The organism is Kitasatospora sp. NPDC004289 (assembly GCF_053602875.1).
The window spans coordinates 26,641-44,109 of the sequence record NZ_JBSGEL010000063.1; the positions used below are offsets into that span (position 1 = coordinate 26,641).

At 76.6% G+C, this 17,469-nt stretch carries 4 protein-coding genes; 3 read left to right on the plus strand and 1 reads right to left on the minus strand.

The annotated features are described in order from the left end of the window. Positions 1–599: 599 nt before the first annotated feature. A complete protein-coding gene (locus ACWEPF_RS31285) occupies positions 600–3,575 on the plus strand; it encodes an AAA family ATPase (protein ID WP_452175201.1) in 2,976 nt (991 codons plus the stop codon). A gap of 71 nt (positions 3,576–3,646) precedes the next feature. Here the strand turns inward: ACWEPF_RS31285 and ACWEPF_RS31290 are convergent, their stop codons facing one another. Continuing rightward, on the minus strand, positions 3,647–4,150 hold the full coding sequence (locus ACWEPF_RS31290) for a hypothetical protein (RefSeq protein ID WP_345281762.1): 504 nt from the start codon (positions 4,148–4,150) through the stop codon (positions 3,647–3,649). 293 nt (positions 4,151–4,443) lie between these two features. Between ACWEPF_RS31290 and ACWEPF_RS31295 the strand changes: the two genes are divergently transcribed. Beyond that, positions 4,444–13,671 carry a type I polyketide synthase gene (locus tag ACWEPF_RS31295; RefSeq protein WP_452175202.1) on the plus strand — a complete coding sequence of 3,076 codons (9,228 nt, stop codon included), beginning with the start codon at positions 4,444–4,446 and terminating at the stop codon, positions 13,669–13,671. Positions 13,672–13,686: 15 nt separating this feature from the next. Next, the coding region (locus ACWEPF_RS31300) for a type I polyketide synthase (protein ID WP_452175203.1) at positions 13,687–17,469 on the plus strand (3,783 nt) is incomplete at its 3' end.

Genomic DNA, 17,469 nt, shown 5'->3' on the forward strand with positions numbered 1-17,469 from the left:
GACGAGCCGTCAGCCCGCCGGGCCCCCGGGCAGTTGCGCAGCTCAGCCGACCACGATGGTGCGGCCACGGAGCAGAACGGGCTCCCGCAGCGTCGGCGTGGACGCCGATTGACTCCGTCACTAGGGGGTTCATAGACTCGATCGCAGGTGGACTCCGTCAGGTGCCGGGCCGTGGCCGTGGGCCGAACGCGACCGGGCCGGGAGGACCGCCGAGCAGGTGTCCCGGTGGTGTCCGGTGACACGGCGTCACGCCCCACGCCCCTGGTGTGGTGGACCGGGGGAACGGAAGCGGGGATGGCAGTGGAGCAGGTGACGGTCGGCCGTGGTGCCGCGCGCCTGCGTCTGGTCGCCAGGCTCGACGTGGACCTGCACCGCCGCGCCAGCTCGCTCTGTCGCTGAGGGCGGTCGGCCCCGCGCAGCAGCAGACACGTGCGGCGGGCCGATGGAAGACGCTTTCCCCTGCTGTCCCCGAACCCCGCGTTCGCCGAACCCCGTGTTCGCCGGCCCGTGTGTTCGCCGCACCCCGCGTTCCCTGAACCGCGCACGCGGAGGGCAATCCGCCTGCCCGTCCGGCGCGCCGCCTGCTCCAGGAGTACCCGATGCCCACGCACCTCTCCCTCCCGCCCGCCCCGCTGGATCCGCCCAGAGCCCGGCCCACCGGGCGCGAGAACGAGTTCGCCCGCCTCGTCCGGGGCCTGGAGCGCTGCACCGCCGGGGCGGGCGGCGTGACGGCGCTGCACGGCTCGGTCGGCAGCGGTCGCACCGAACTGCTGTACTCCTTCACCGATCTGGCGAGCCGTCAGGGCGCGCAGGTCCTGCTGGGCACCGGCTCGCCGCTGGAGCGCGAGTTCCCGCTCGGGCTGGCCCGACAGCTGTTCCAGAGCGCCGACCTGGACCACGCGGAGGCCGAGAGCGCCGAGCGGCTGCTCGCCCAGGGCGTGGCGGAGAGCTCCGGCCCGGCGGCCGCCGACGGTGGCCCCGGCCAGCTCACCCAGCGGACCCTGGAGGGCCTGTTCGGCCTGGTCCGGGGCCTGGCGGGCCGGGGCCCCGTCCTGGTGGCGGTGGACGACCGGCAGGACGTCGACCCGCAGTCGCTGGAGTTCCTGCTCTACCTGGTGCGCCGGACCAGGAACGCGCCGGTGCTCACCGTGCTCGGCTCGCGCGAGACCATGACCCCGCCCAACCCCTTCTTCGAGGTCGAGCTGGCCCGCCAGCCGCACCACCACCAGGTCCGGTTGGAGCTGCTGCCGGTGGAGGTGGTCGCGGAGCTGTTCCGCGAGCGGCTGGGCAGCGGCGCCGCCGACCGGCTGGCGGCCGAGGCGCACGCGCTGACGGGCGGGAACCCGCTGCTGGTGCACGCGCTGATGGACGACCAGGAGCGGGCCGCGGCAGCCGGACCGGCGGCAGCGGGATCGGTGGCAGCGGGATCGGTGGCAGGCGGCCCGGGGACGGGCGGGCGGCTCGTGGTGGGGGAGGGCTACCGGCGCGGGCTGATGCACTGCCTGCACCGGATCGATCCGCTGGCGCTGCGCTGCGCACGTGGGGTGGCGGTGCTCGGCCCCGGTGCGGGGCCGGAGCTGCTGGCCGAACTCCTGCTGCTGGTGCCGGACTCCGTCGCCCGGGCGCTCTACCTGCTGAACGCGGCCGGGCTGTTCCGGGGCGACGGCTTCCGACACCCGACGGCCGGGGGTGACCTGCTGGCCGCCGTCCGGCCGAGCGAACTGGCCGCGCTGCACCGGCGGGCGGGCGAGCTGCTGCGGCGGCGCGGCGCCGCGGAGGGCGCGGTGGCCGAACAGTTCCGTGCGGCCGAGGGCCACCTGCGCAGTCCGTGGGCCGTGCCCGCCCCGGTGGCCGGGCCGACCGCCTCCCCGGCCCCGACCCCCGTGCCGGCCCCGGACCCGGACCAGGACCCGCACCCGACCCCAACTCCCGCTCCGGTCCCAGCTCCCGCCCCGGTCCCGGCCCCCGTGCCGACCGCGGCCCCGGCACCCGCCCTGAAGCTCGCACCCGGGGATCCGGGCGGCGCGACGGCGATCCCGAACGCGGCGACTCCGCCGCCCGCCGGGGCGGCCCCCGTCGGCTTCCCCGAGGTCGAGCAGGACCTCGGAGCCGCTGCCCCGGACCCGCTCGGGTCGCCGGCCCCGGCCTGCGAGGACAGGATCGAGTGCGTGCCCTCACTGCCCGGCACGGTGACCGACCGCGCCTCCACGGTCCGGCACGAGCTCCGCTCGATCCGTTACCTGTACTGGCACGGCCGCCTGACGGAGGGCCAGGACGCCCTGGCCCGGTTCGAGCGCGGCGGAGCCGACCCGCAGGGCGCGGCCAGGCTGCGCTCCTGGCTGGCGTACTGGTACCCGGGCGAGCGGGACGGTTCCGCCGCCGGACCGGATCGGAGCGCCTACCGGGCGGACGGGCTGCGGCTGTTGGAGGCGCTGCTCGCCGGTACGGTCGAGCCCGCCGAGGCGGTGCTGCGGGCGGAAGCGGTGCTGCGCGCCGGTGGACTGGGAGGCGTGCCGATGGACGCGCTGACCTCCGCGCTGACCGTGCTCCTCTACACCGACCGGGCGGACCGTGCGGCTCGCTGGTGCGGCCCGGTCGCCGAGCGTTCGGGCGCGCGGGGGAACCCGACCTGGCAGGCGTTGTTCTCGGCGCTGCGGGCCGAGACCGCGCTGCGGCTGGGTGACCTGCGCACCGCCGACGAGCAGGCGCGGGCAGCCTTCGCCCAGGTCCGGCCGGAGGCCTGGGGCGTGGCGGTGGGGCTGCCGCTCTCCACGCTGGCCGCCGCCCGCACCGCCCTGGGCCGGCACGAGGACGCCGCGCACTACCTGGGGCTGGCCGCCCCCGAGGGGATGGAGCTGACCCCGGCCGGGCTGCACCACCGGCACGCCCGGGCCGGGCACCTGCTGGCGACCGGCCGGGCCGAGGAGGCGCTGGCGGAGTACCGGGGCTGCGGTGAGTTGACGGCCCGTTGGGGGCTGGACCACCTGCCGGCCCTGGCACCCTGGCGGATCGGTGCGGCCCGGGCGCAGCTGGCGCTCGGCCGCCCGGGCGCCGCGGCCCACCTGGCGGACCGGCAGCTGGCCCGGATCGGTCCGGCCGGGCACGCCCGGATCCGCGGTCTCGCGCTGCTGGTCCGTGCGGCGGCCGGGGAGCGGGCGGAACGCACCCCGTTGCTGGAGCGGGCCGTCGGCCTGCTGGAGGAGGCCGGGGCGGAGCACGAACTCGCCGGGGCGCTGGCCCAGTTGAGCGAGGCCCACGGGACGGACGGCGATCCGGGCCGGGCCCGGGAGACCGACCGGCGGCTGCGCGCCACGCCGACCCTGTCGGTGGTGCAGGACGCCGCCCCGCTGGAAGGCCTCTCGGAGGCCGAGCGCCGGGTGGCCGAACTGGCCGCCCGGGGGCTGTCCAACCGGGAGGTGGCCCGCAGGCTCTACATCACCGTCAGCACCGTGGAGCAGCACCTGACCCGGGTCTACCGCAAGCTCGGCGTCCGCCGCCGGGCCGACCTGGCCCGGGTGGTCCCGGCGGCCGGTGGCGCGGCGGAGCCGACCGAGGCGAAGGCCCGGCCGGCCTGACGTCCCCGGACCGCGCGCAGCCCGGCCGCCCGGTCGCCCGACCGGGCGGCCGGTGGCGTCCTGAACGGGCGTCAGAACAGCCGGTGCCCCTTCGCCAGGACCGAGTTCTTGCCGTCGGCGGCCACCCGGCGGAACTTCTTGATGCCGACGTAGGACCAGCCGTAGCGGGCGTAGGTCAGACCCGCGATGAACGCGAAGACGGCGTAGAGCAGCAGGAGTCCGAGCCCGTCCGTGGCGTTCGGGTCGTTCTCGTCGACCGTCTGGCCGCCGATCGAGATGATCTGCGGGACGACGTAGAGCAGCGAGAGCAGCAGCACCACCCCCACCACGACGTAGATCCACCGCTTGGTGCGCGCCCTGGCGCTGTTCTCCACGGTGACGCGGAACCCGCGCCGGCAGCGCGGGCAGGTGAAGTTCGCGGCGGCGCTGCCCTGCCGGGGCCGGTTCGGGTCCTCGCCGGTCAGGGTGGCGATGCTCCAGTCGATCCTGGTGGCGGTGAGCCCGGGCTGCACGCTCACGCGGCAGCCGAGGTTGATCGAGTACTTCTCCTGGATGGAGCGATGTCCGGACGTCATGCCTACCCCCCTGCACCCGCGCCGGTCGCGGGTCAGTCACCGTACCGCTCGGAGGGCCGTCCCGAGGATGGAATCCGGCGTAACTCATCCCCGATGGGCCGGAGTTGGGACTGCTGGGACATCCGGTACGGGTGTCCGGTGTTCCTCCGGCACACCTGGCGTGCGCGTGCGGCAGCAGCGCGCTCGTGGGGGAGCTCTAGGGGTACGACAGGGGTTGCCTAGGGGCCCGGCGGGGCGGGGCGGGCGGAAGGGTGAGGGGCAAGGAAACAGCCTCCCCACAGGAGTGACCGACCATGCCTCGCCTGGAACCGTTCGACCCCTCCGCGCCCGACGGCGCAGTGCCCGACACCGCCTCGCCGGACGCGGTGGCCGTGGTGGGTGCCGCCTGCCGGCTGCCGGGGGCGGCGAACCCGGCGGCGTTCTGGCGCCTGCTGGCGGAGGGCGGCAGCGCCGTCGGGGTGTTCCCGCCGGGGCGGTTCGCGGAGGGTGAGCGGCCGCGGGCGGGTGGGTACCTGGACGAAGTCGGTGCCTTCGACCCGGAGTTCTTCGGCATCTCGCCCGCGGAGGCGGCCGCCGCCGACCCGCAGCAGCGCCTGGTGCTGGAACTCGCCTGGGAGGCGCTGGAGGACGCCGGCGTGCTGCCCGCCGCGCTCGGCGGCACCCGGACCGGGGTGTTCGTCGGCGCGATCGGCGCCGACTACGCGGCCCTGGTGGCCCGGACCGGCGAGGTCTCCCGGCACACCCTGACCGGCCTCAACAAGGGCGTCATCGCCAACCGGGTCTCCTACGCGCTCGACCTGCGCGGCCCGAGCCTGACCGTGGACACCGCGCAGTCCTCCTCCCTGGTGGCCGTCCACCTGGCGGTGGAGAGCCTGCGGTCGGGCGAGTCGGAGTACGCCCTGGCCGCCGGGGTGAACCTCAACCTGGCGCCGGACTCCACCCTCACCGTCGAGCGCTTCGGCGCCCTCTCGCCGGACGACCGCTGCTTCACCTTCGACGCCCGGGCCAACGGCTACGCGCGCGGCGAGGGCGGCGTGCTGCTGGTGCTCAAGCCCCTGGTGCGGGCGCTCGCGGACGGGGACCGGGTCTACGCGGTGCTGCACGGCAGCGCGGTGAACAGCGACGGCGCCACCGAGGGCCTGACCGTTCCGAGTGCCGGAGCCCAGGCCGAGGTGGTCCGGAAGGCGGTGCGGCGGGCGGGCGTCGCCCCCGGGCGGATCGGGTACGTCGAGCTGCACGGCACCGGGACCAGGGTCGGCGACCCGATCGAGGCGGCCGGGCTCGGCGCGGCGCTCGGGGCCGGCCGGCCGGAGGGCGCCCCGTTGCTGGTCGGCTCGGCCAAGACCAACGTCGGCCACCTGGAGGGCGCGGCCGGCATCGTCGGCCTGCTCAAGACCGTGCTCGCGGTGCACCACCGGACGGTGCCCGCCAGCCTCGACTTCGAGACGCCGAACCCCGACATCCCGTTCGAGCGGCTCGGCCTCGCGGTCGCCGTCGAGGCCGCCGCCTGGCCCGAGGACGCACCACTGGCGGGTGTCAGCTCCTTCGGCGTCGGCGGAACCAACGCGCACGTGGTGCTCGGGGCCGCGCCCCTGCGGGCGGACCGGCCGGAGGGTGGGGACGGGCGGGGCTTCTGGCCGCTGTCCGCCCGCTCGGCCGCGGCGCTGCGTCAGCAGGCCGCCCGGCTGCGGGAGTTCGCGCAGGACGAGCACGGGGCGCACCCGTCGGTGGTCGGCCGGGCGCTGGCCACCACCCGCAGCCACTTCGAACACCGTGCCGTGGTCAGCGGTGCGGACCGGTCCGAACTGCTCACCGCCCTCGCGGCGTTGGAGGGCGGGGAGCAGGCCACCGGCCTGGTGCAGGGTCGGGCCCACCGAGGCGGTGGCACCGTGCTGGTGTTCCCCGGCCAGGGGTCGCAGTGGGAGGGCATGGCCCGCGAACTGCTGGACACCGCACCGGCGTTCGCCGCCGAGATCGCCGCGGTGGAGCGGGCACTCGCGCCGTACGTGGACTGGAAGCTGACGGACGTGCTGCGCGGCGAGCGCGGCGCGGCCGACCTGGAGCGGGTCGACGTGGTGCAGCCCGCGCTGTTCGCCGTCAACGTCGCCCTGGCCGCGCTCTGGCGCGCCTCGGGCGTGCGGCCGGACGCGGTGATCGGTCACTCCCAGGGCGAGATCGCCGCCGCGTACGCCGCCGGGGCGCTCTCGCTGGAGGACGCCGCCGCCGTGGTCGCCCTGCGTTCGCAGGCCATCGCCGGGCTCGGCACCAGCGGGCAGGGCGCGATGGCGGCGGTGCCGCTGCCCGCCGCCGAGGTGGCCGCCGAACTGGCAAGGGGAGACGGGAAGATCAGTGTCGCGGCCGTCAACGGGCCCGCCTCGACGGTGGTCTCGGGAGACCGCGCGGCGGTGGCCGAGCTGGTCGAGCGCTACCGGGAGCGCGAGGTCCGGGCCCGGCTGGTGCCGGTGGACTACGCCTCGCACTCGCCTCAGGTCGAGCCGCTCGCGGAGCGCCTGCCGGAGCTGCTGGCCGCGATCAGTCCGCGCCCCACCGACACCGTCTTCTACTCCACCGTCACCGGCGGCCGGCTGGACACCACCGAGCTGACCGCCGCCTACTGGTACCGCAACCTGCGCTCCACCGTGCAGCTGGAGCAGGCGGTCCGCGCCGCCCTGGCCGACGGGCACCGCAGCTTCGTGGAGAGCAGTGCCCACCCGGTGCTGACCCTGGGCCTCGGCCAGACCACCGAGGGGACGGACGCCGCCGTCACCGGCACGCTGCGCCGCGACCACGGCGGGCTGGAGCAGTTCCGCACCTCGCTGGCCGAACTCCACGTCCGGGGCGGCACGGTGGACTGGGCCGCGCTGTACGGGCCGGGCGACGGACACCTGGCGCTGCCCACCTACGCCTTCCAGCGCCGGCGGCTCTGGTTGGACGGCACCACCGCGCCGCTGCCCGAACGGGCGGTGGTGGAGGCCGAGGTGGAGCAGGCCACCGGTGGGCTGACCGAGGCCGAGGCGCTGGCCGCCGTCCGCTCGGCCGCCGCGCTGGTGCTCGGGCAGCGCGGCCCGGAGGCGGTCGACCCGGCGCACACCTTCAAGGAGCTGGGCTTCGACTCGGTCGCCGCCGTCGAGTTCCGCGACCGGCTGGCCGGGGCCACCGGCCTGAGCCTGCCCGCCACCCTCACCTACGACCGGCCGACCCCCGGCGCGGTCGCCGCCTACCTGGCCGGTGCCGGCGAGCCCGAGGCGCCGTCAGCAGCCGTGCGCGGCGGCGTCGACGACGACCCGGTGGTCGTGGTCGCCCTCAGCGGCCGGTGGCCGGGCGGGGCGGACAGCCCCGAGCGGCTCTGGGACCTGCTGCGCGAGGGGCGGGACGCCATCGGTCCGTTCCCGGACAACCGCGGCTGGGACCTGGAGGCGCTCTACGACCCCGAGGGCGAGCGCCCGGGCACCTCGTACACCCGCCAGGGCGGCTTCCTGCACGACGCCGACACCTTCGACGGCGCCTTCTTCGGGCTGGCCCCGCGCGAGGCCGCCGCGATGGACCCGCAGCAGCGCCTGCTGCTGGAGTCCGCCTGGGAGCTGACCGAGCGGGCCGGGATCGTCCCGGCCACCCTGCGGGGCACCCGCACCGGCGTCTTCGTCGGCGCGATGCAGCAGGAGTACGGGCCGCGCCTGCACGAGACCCCCAGCGGCTACGAGGGCCACGCCCTGACCGGCACGCTCGGCTCCGTCGCCAGCGGGCGGCTGGCGTACGCGCTGGGCCTCGAAGGCCCGGCCATCACCGTGGACACCGCCTGCTCCTCCTCCCTGGTGGCGATCCACCTGGCCGCCCAGTCGCTGCGGGCGGGCGAGAGCGACCTGGCGCTGGCCGGCGGTGTGACGGTGATGTCCACGCCGGGGATGTTCACCGAGTTCAGCCGCCAGCGCGGCTTGGCCGCCGACGGCCGGTGCAAGCCGTTCGCGCGGGGCGCCGACGGCACCGCCTGGGCCGAGGGCGTCGGGCTGGTGCTGCTGGAGCGGCTCTCCGACGCCCGGCGCAACGGGCACCGGGTGCTGGCGGTGCTGCGCGGCAGCGCCGTCAACCAGGACGGCGCCTCCAACGGCCTGACCGCGCCCAACGGCCCGGCCCAGGAGCGGGTGATCCGGCAGGCGCTGGCCCAGGCCGGGCTGGCCGCGCACGAGGTGGACGCGGTGGAGGCGCACGGCACCGGCACCGCGCTCGGCGACCCGATCGAGGCGCAGGCCCTGATCGCCACCTACGGGAAGGGGCGTCAGGAGCCGCTGCTGCTCGGCTCGTTGAAGTCCAACATCGGCCACACCCAGGCCGCCGCCGGGGTCACCGGCGTGATCAAGCTGGTGCAGGCCTTCCGGTACGGCGAGCTGCCCGGCACCCTGCACCTGGACGCGCCGACCCCGCACGTGGACTGGAGCGCGGGCTCGGTGCGGGTGCCGACCGGCACCACGGTCTGGCCGGAGACCGGCCGCCCGCGCCGGGCCGCCGTCTCCTCCTTCGGCATCAGCGGCACCAACGCCCACCTGATCCTGGAGGCGCCGCCGGCCGAGGAGCCGCAGGCGCCCGTTGCGGAGGAGGAGCACGGACCGCTGCTGCTCTCGGCGCGGAGCGAGCCGGCGCTTCGGGCCCAGGCCGGTCACCTGGCGGAGGTGGCAGGCCGGTCGGGTCTGGCCAAGGCGCTGGCCACCGGCCGGACCCACTTCGAGCAGCGGGCCGCCGTGCTCGGTGGCCACACCGAGGGCCTGCGCGCGCTGGCCGAGGGCCGCGAGACGCCCGAGGTGCTGCGCGGCACGGCCGTGCGAGGGGCCAGGACGGCCTTCCTGTACTCCGGCCAGGGCAGCCAGCGGGCCGGGGCCGGGTACGAACTGTACGAGCGGGAACCGGAGTTCGCCGCTGCGGTGGACGAGATCGCGGCGCTCTTCGACGCCGAGCTCGGCGTGCCGCTGAAGCAGGTGCTGTTCGCCGAGCCGGGCAGCGCGGAGGTCGAGCTGCTGGACACCACCGCGTACACCCAGCCTGCCCTCTTCACCCTGCACGTGGCGCTGCACCGCCTCGCCGAAGCGCGCGGGGTGCGGCCGGACCACCTGATCGGCCACTCGGTGGGCGAGTTGAGTGCTGCCCACCTCGCGGGGGTGTTCTCGCTGGCGGACGCGGTACGGCTGGTCGCGGCGCGCGGGCGGCTGATGGAGGCCCTGCCGGCGGGCGGTGCGATGGCCGCCGTGCAGGCCACCGAGGCGGAGGTGCTGCCCGAGCTGGGTGACGGGGTGTCGGTCGCGGCCGTCAACGGGCCGCGCTCGGTGGTGGTTTCGGGCGACGGCGAGGAGGTACGACGGCTGGCGGAGCGCTGGCGGGCCGAGGGGCGGCGGACCAAGCTGCTCACGGTCGGCCGGGCCTTCCACTCGCCGCAGATGGACGCCGTGCTGGCGGACTTCCGGGCGGTGGCGGAGCGGATCGACTACGCCGAGCCGCAGCTGTCGGTGATCTCCAACCTGACCGGAGCACCCGCCACCGCAGGGGAGCTGACCGATCCCGAGTACTGGGTGCGGCACATCCGCGAGGCGGTCCGGTTCCATGACGGGGTGCTGGCGCTGGACGGACTCGGTGTCACCGCCTACCTGGAGCTCGGCCCCGGGCCGGTGCTCACCGCGCTGGCCGAGGAGAGCCTGGACGGCGTGGGCGAGACCCCGCGCGCGCTGGCGGCGGTGCTGCGGGCCGGGCGGCCCGAGCGGGAGACGCTGACCGAGGCGCTGGCCCGGCTGCACGTGCACGGCGTCGAGGTGGACTGGAACGCGGCTCTGCCCGGCCCGGCCGGATTGGTCGAGCTGCCCACCTACCCCTTCGAGCGACGGCGGTACTGGCTGGAGCAGGCGGCCGGGACGGCGGACGCGGGAGCGGGCGGCCTGGCCGCCACCGGGCACCCGCTGCTCTCCGGTGCCACCGAACTCCCCGACGGGGAGGGCTGGTTGCTCGCCGGCCGGATCTCGCTGCGGACCCACCCGTGGCTGGCCGGGCACGCCGTCGGCGGCTCGGTGCTGCTGCCCGGCACGGCCTTCCTGGAGCTGGCCGCGCAGGCGGCGGCGCGGGCCGGGGCTGGCACCGTGGAGTCGCTGGACCTGGAAGCGCCGCTGATCCTGCCCGAGCGCGGCGGGGTCCGGCTCCAGGTCCTGGTCGGCGGGGAGGACAGCGAGGGCCGGCGGTCGGTGCAGATCCGCTCGCAGGCCGAGCAGGGCGACGAGGAGTGGACCCGGCACGCCGCCGGCGTGCTCGTGCACCCCTCGGCGGAGATCTCCTTCGAGGCTGCCGAGTGGCCGCCGCGGGGCGCGCAGACGGTGGACCTCGACGGTCTGTACGGGCGGCTGGCCGAGCAGGGCTACCGCTACGGGCCCGCCTTCCAGGGGCTGACGGCCGCCTGGCGGGTCGGTGAGGAGCTGTACGCCGAGGTCGCCCCGGCGGCGGACGGCGCGGAGTACGCGCTGCATCCGGCGCTGCTGGACGCGGTGCTGCACGCGGTGGTCCTGGACGCCGAGCGCACCGTGCTGCCGTTCGCCTGGCGGGAGGTGACGGTCCATCGTCCGGGCCCCACCGCCCTGCGCGCCCGGATCACCCCGACCGGCCCCGACACCGTCGCCCTGGCGGTGACGGACCCGGCCGGCCTGCCGGTCGCCACCGTCGGCGCGCTCACCCTGCGGGCCGTCGCAGCGACCGCCGGAGCCGACTCGCTGTACCGCCTGGACTGGCAGCCCCTGACGGCCGCCGACGGAGCGGGCCGCCCGACGGACGGTCAGCCCTGGGCCGCGCTGGACAGCGGGCGCCTGACGCCCGGATGGCCGGTGCTCGCCTCGGTTGCGGAGGTGGCCGCCGGTCAGAACGCGCTCGCGCCGGTCCAGGACGCCGAGCAGGCGCTCGACCTGATCCAGGCCTGGCTCGCGGGGGAGGGCGGCACGCTGGCCCTGGCCACCGAGCGGGCCGTCGCCACCCACCCCGGAGAGGACGTCCCGGACCCGGCCGCCGCGGCCGTCTGGGGCCTGGTCCGCACCGCGCAGACCGAGCAGCCCGGCCGCCTGGTGCTGCTGGACCTGGACGGCACCCCGGCCTCGGCGGAGGCGGTCTCCGCGGCCCTCGCCGCCGACGATCCCCAACTCGCGCTGCGCGCCGGGGAGATCCTGGCCCCCAGGCTCGCCAAGGTCCGCCCCGCCGACACCCTGGCGGTGCCGGACGGCCCGTGGCGGCTGGACACCGCTAACCCCGGCAGCCTGGAGAGCCTGGCGCTGCTGCCCGCTCCCGAGGCGGAGCGCCCGCTCGCCGAGGGCGAGGTGCGCCTCGCCGTCCGCGCCGCCGGGCTGAACTTCCGGGACGTGCTGATCACCCTCGGGATGTACCCGGGCGGCGCCCGGATCGGCGCCGAGGCGGCCGGTACGGTCGTGGAGACCGGCCCGGGCGTGACCCGGCTGGCCGTCGGCGACCGGGTGGCCGGTCTGGTGCAGGGCACCCTCGGGCCGGTGGCGGTCACCGACCACCGCCTGCTGGTCAAGGTGCCCCGGGGCTGGAGCGACGCCGAGGCGGCCACCGTCCCGGTGGCCTTCCTCACCGCGCACCACGGGCTGTACGGCCTGGCCGCGCTGAAGCGGGGCGAGAGCGTGCTGGTGCACGCCGCCACCGGCGGCGTCGGCCAGGCGGCCGTCCAACTCGCCCGCCAGGGCGGTGCGGTGGTGCACGGCACGGCGAGCCCGGCCAAGTGGGAGGTGCTGCGCGGCCTCGGCGTCGAGGAGGCCCGGATCGCCTCCAGCCGGACGCTGGACTTCGAGGCGGCCTTCCGCTCCGCGACGGAGGGGCGCGGCGTGGACGTGGTGCTCAACGCCCTCGCGGGTGAGTTCACCGACGCCTCGCTGCGGCTGCTCGCCCCGGGCGGGCGGTTCGTCGAGATGGGCAAGACCGACCAGCGCGACCCGGCCACCGTGGCCGCCGAGCACAACGGGGCCGCCTACCTGGCCTTCGACCTGTTCGACGTGCACCCGGACCGGATCGCCGAGATCTTCGCCGAGCTGGAAGGGCGCTTCGCCGCAGGTGAGTTGACCCCGCTGCCGGTGCTGAGCCAGGACGTCCGGCAGGCACCGCAGGCGCTGCGCCGGCTCAGCCAGGCCAGGCACACCGGCAAGCTGGCGCTCACCCTGCCGCGCCCGCTCGCCGAGCAGGGCACGGTGCTGGTCACCGGCGGCACCGGGGCGCTCGGCGCGCTGGTGGCCCGGCGGCTGGTCACCCACCACGGCGTCCGGCACCTGCTGCTGGCGAGCCGTCAGGGCGTCCACGCCCCCGGCGCGCCGGAGCTGCTGGCCGAGCTCGCCCGCCTGGGAGCCGTGGCCACCGCCACGTCCGCCGACATCGGCGACCCGGCGGCGGTCGAGGCCCTGGTCGCCGCCGTCCCGGCGGAGCACCCGCTGACCGCGGTGGTGCACACCGCCGGCGTGCTGGACGACACGGTGCTGACCTCGCTCACCCCCGAGCGGCTGCGCACCGTGGCCCGGCCCAAGGCGGAGGGCGCCTGGCACCTGCACCGCGCCACCGAACACCTGGAGCTGGCCGCCTTCGTGCTCTTCTCCTCGGCCGTCGCCCTGCTCGGCAACCCGGGACAGGCCAACTACGCCGCCGCCAACGCGCAGTTGGACGCGCTGGCCCAGCACCGCCGGGTGCGCGGTCTGCCCGCGGCCTCGCTGGCCTGGGGAGTCTGGGCCGAGGGCGGCGGGATGGCGGCCGGGCTCGGCGCGGCGGAGAGCGAGCGGCTGGCCGCGACCGGTCTGGCGCCGATGACGGACGAACAGGGCCTGGCCCTGTTCGACGCCGCGCTCGGCGGCCTCGGCACCCCGTACGCTGCCCTCGCGGCGGCCCGGATCGACGCCGCCGCCGTGCCCGCGGACCGGCTGTCGCCGGTGCTGCGCAGCCTGGTCCGGCACCGTCCCCGCCCGGCCGCGAGCGGCGAACCGGCGGCACTGGCCGGACAGTTGGCGGGCAAGGCGGCCGGTGAGCAGGAGCGGATCCTGCTCACCCTGGTCCGCTCCACCGCGGCCGCCGTGCTCGGCCACCCGGGCCCGGAGGCGGTCGGACCGGTCGGCGGCTTCATGGACATCGGCTTCGACTCGCTCGGCGTGATCGAGCTGCGGAACCGGATCAACGCCGCCACCGGCCTGCGCCTGCCCACCACCGCCGTCTTCGACCACCCGACCCCGGTCGCCCTGGCCGCGCACCTGCGGGAGCGGTTGGCCCCCGTCGAACCGGCCTCCAAGCCCGAACCGCTCGACCTGGAAGCCGAGTTCGACCGTCTGGAGCGCTCGCTGGGAGCCCTCGGTGCGGGCAGCCGGGCCGATGCGGCAGCCCGGGTGGCGGCCCTGCTGGCCACCCTCGGCGGCGCCTCGGCGGCCACCGCCGCGGACGACGGGATCGCGGACCGGATCAGCGAAGTCAGCAACGACGACATCTTCGACTTCATCGACAACGAGCTCGGAATTTCCTGAGAGGCGAACGCAGAGATGAGCAGCAACGAGCAGAAGCTCCGCGACTACCTCAACAAGGTGGCCACCGAGCTGCACCAGACCCGCCAGCGACTGAAGGACGCCGAGGCCCGCGCGGCCGCGTCCGACGACGGGCCGGAGGAGCCGATCGCCATCGTCGGCATGGCCTGCCGCTTCCCCGGCGGTGCCGACACCCCGGACGCCCTGTGGCAGCTGGTCGCCGAGGAGCGCGACGTGGTCGGCCCCTTCCCCTCCGACCGGGGCTGGGACCTGGACCACCTGTACGACCCGGACCCGGACCGGCCCGGCCGCAGCTACGCCCGCGAGGGCGGATTCCTCTACGAGGCGGGCGAGTTCGACGCCGCGTTCTTCGGCGTCTCGCCGCGCGAGGCGCTCGCCGCCGAGCCCCAGCAGCGCCTGCTGCTGGAGACGGCATGGGAGGCGCTGGAGCACGCCGCGATCGACCCGGAGTCGCTGCGCGGCAGCCGTACCGGAGTCTTCGCGGGCGTCATCGCGCAGGAGTACGGCCCCTCCATGCACCACCTGCCCGCCGAGCAGACCGACGGCTACGTGCTCACCGGCACCACCACCTCGGTCGCCTCCGGCCGGATCGCCTACACCCTGGGCCTGGAGGGACCGGCCGTCACCGTCGACACCGCCTGCTCCTCCTCCCTGGTCGCGGTCCACCTGGCCGCGAGCGCGCTGCGCTCCGGCGAGTGCTCGCTGGCCCTGGCTGGCGGTGCCACCGTGCTCTCCGCGCCCGGCCTGTTCATCGAGTTCAGCCGCCAGCGCGGCCTGGCGCCCGACGGCCGCTGCAAGGCCTTCGCGTCCGCCGCCGACGGGACCGGCTGGGGCGAGGGCGCCGGGCTGCTGGTGCTGGAGAAGCTCTCCGACGCCCGTCGCAACGGCCACCGGGTGCTGGCCGTGCTCAGCGGCTCGGCCGTCAACCAGGACGGCCGCAGCAGCCAGCTCACCGCCCCGAGCGGCACCTCCCAGCAGCGCGTCATCCGCCAGGCGCTGGCCTCCGCCGGGATCACCCCGGCCGACGTCGACCTGGTCGAGGCGCACGGCACCGGCACCCGCCTGGGCGACCCGATCGAGGCGCAGGCCCTGATCGCCACCTACGGGCAGGCCCACGACGCCGAACGGCCGCTCTGGCTGGGCTCGTTGAAGTCGAACATCGGCCACACCCAGGCCGCCGCCGGGGTGGCCGGCGTGATCAAGTCGGTACTGGCGATCCGCCACGGCGTGCTCCCGCGCACCCTGCACGTGGACGAGCCCTCCCCGCACGTCGACTGGTCCGAGGGCACCGTCCGGCTGCTGACCGAGCGTCAGGACTGGCCGGCCCTGGACCGCCCGCGCCGCGCCGCCGTCTCCGCCTTCGGCGTCTCCGGCACCAATGCGCACGTCATCGTCGAGCAGGCCCCCGAGGAGGAGACGGGGGAGTCCGGCACCGAGGCGCCCGAGGTGCTGCCCTACCTCCTCTCCGCCCGCACACCCGAGGCGCTGGAGGCCCAGGCCGCCCGCCTCGCACGCACCGTCGACCGGGTCGCACCGCTGGACCTGGCCCACACCCTGGCCACCGGCCGGGCCCACCTGGAGGAGCGCGCCGTCGCCATCGGCGGCCCGGACGCCCTCACCGACCTGACCGCCCCCCAGGTGGTGCGTGGCCGGGCCGCCACCCCCGGCCGGGTGGTCTTCGTCTTCCCCGGCCAGGGCTCCCAGTGGACCGGCATGGCTGCCGGACTGCTCGACGCCGAGCCGGTGTTCGCCGCCGCGCTCACCGAGGCCGCCGAGGCGCTCGCCCCGCACACCGACTGGTCGCTGCTGGACGTGGTGCGCGGAGTGCCGGGCGGACCGGACCCGGACCGGGTCGACGTGGTCCAACCCACCCTCTGGGCCGTCATGGTGGCCCTGGCCGAGCTCTGGAAGTCCTACGGGGTGCACCCCGACGCCGTGGTCGGCCACAGCCAGGGCGAGGTGGCGGCCGCCTACGTGGCCGGCGGCCTCACGCTGGCCGACGCGGCCCGGATCGTGGCCCGCCGTGCCCAGGCGCTGGCCACCCTCTCCGGCAAGGGCGGCATGCTCTCGGTGGCCCGGCCGCTCGCCGAGGTGGAGGCCCGGATCGCCGCCCGGCCCGGCCGCCTGTCGATCGGCGTGGTCAACGGCCCGCTGTCCACCGTGGTCTCCGGCGACCTGGACGCACTGGCCGAACTGGCCGCCGCGTACGAGGCCGAGGGCGTCCGCACCCGCCCGGTCAACATCGACTACGCCTCCCACTCGGTGCAGACCGAGGCCCTGCGCGAGGAACTGCTGGAGCTGCTCGCCCCCGTCGCCCCGCGCGCCGGGCAGGTGCCGCTGCTCTCCACTGTCACCGGGGACTGGCAGGACACCGCAGCCCTGGACGCCGAGTACTGGTACCGCAACCTGCGCTCCACCGTCCGCTTCGAGCAGGCCACCCGCCGCCTGGCCGAGGACGGGCACACCGTCTTCGTCGAGGTCAGCCCGCACCCGGTGCTCACCGGCGCGATCGAGGACACCCTGGACGCGGCCGGCATGGCCGACCCCGTGGTGGCCGGTTCGCTGCGCCGCGAGCACGGCGGCCGGGAGCGCTGGCTGGCCTCGGTGGCCGAACTCCACGTCCGGGGCGTCCCGGTGGACTGGACGGCCGCCTTCGCCGGCACCCGCCCGCACCACGCCGAGCTGCCCACCTACCCGTTCCAGCGGCAGCGGTACTGGCTGGACGCCAGCCGCTCGCCCGAGCAGCTCACCGGCACCGGCGGCGCCCCCGACGAGGCCTTCTGGGGCCTGGTGGCCGAGGGCGACGCCGGGCGACTCGGCGAGGCCATCGGCCTGGACGGCGAGCGGCTCGCCCCCGTGCTGCCGGCCCTGGCCTCCTGGTGGGACCGGCAGCGGGCGGCCACCGTCGCCGACGGCTGGCGCCACCGGATCACCTGGCGCCCCGTCACCCCGGCCGGTGCAGGGACGCTCCGGGGCACCTGGCTGATCGTCACCCCCGGCGAGCAGACCGGCCACCCCTGGGTGGCCGCCCTCGCCGAGACGCTCGCGGCGCACGGCGCCGTGCCCGTGGTGCTGCCGGGCGGCACGGACCGGGCCGCGCTGGCCGAGACCCTGACCGCCGCCGGGCCGTTCGACGGCGTGGTCTCCCTGCTCCAGCTGCGCGGCGGCGCCCACCCCGAGCACCCCGCCGTGCCGTGGGCCTACGCCGCCGAGGTCACCCTCGCCCAGGCCCTGGAGGACGCGGCTGCCCACAGCCCGCTCTGGTACCTGACCCGGGGCGCGGTCTCCACCGGCCCGGCCGATCCGGTGACCGACCCGCAGCAGGCCCTGGTCTGGGGCTTCGGCGCCATCCTGGCCGCCGAACTCCCCGGCCTGCACGGCGGGTTGGCCGACCTGCCGGCCGAACCGGACGCCCGCACCTGGCAGCAGCTGGCCGCCCTGCTGGCCGACACCTCCGCCGACCGCGAGGTGGAGCTCGCGCTGCGCCCCGCCGGGGTCCTCGCCCGGCGCCTGGTCACCGCCGCCCCGGCCGGAGCGCCCGAGCAGCCGTGGCGGCCGAGCGGCACCACGCTGATCACCGGCGGCACCGGGGCCCTCGGCGGCCACGTGGCCCGCTGGCTGGCCGGCCGCGGCGCCGAGCACCTGCTGCTGGTCAGCCGCCGGGGCGCCGAGGCGCCCGGTGCGGCCGTGCTTGCCGCCGCCGAGGTCGAAGACCAGGTAGGGGGAGGGGAACTGACCACCGGTCAGCTCCTTGGTGGCGCCGGTGAAGGAGAGCCGGGC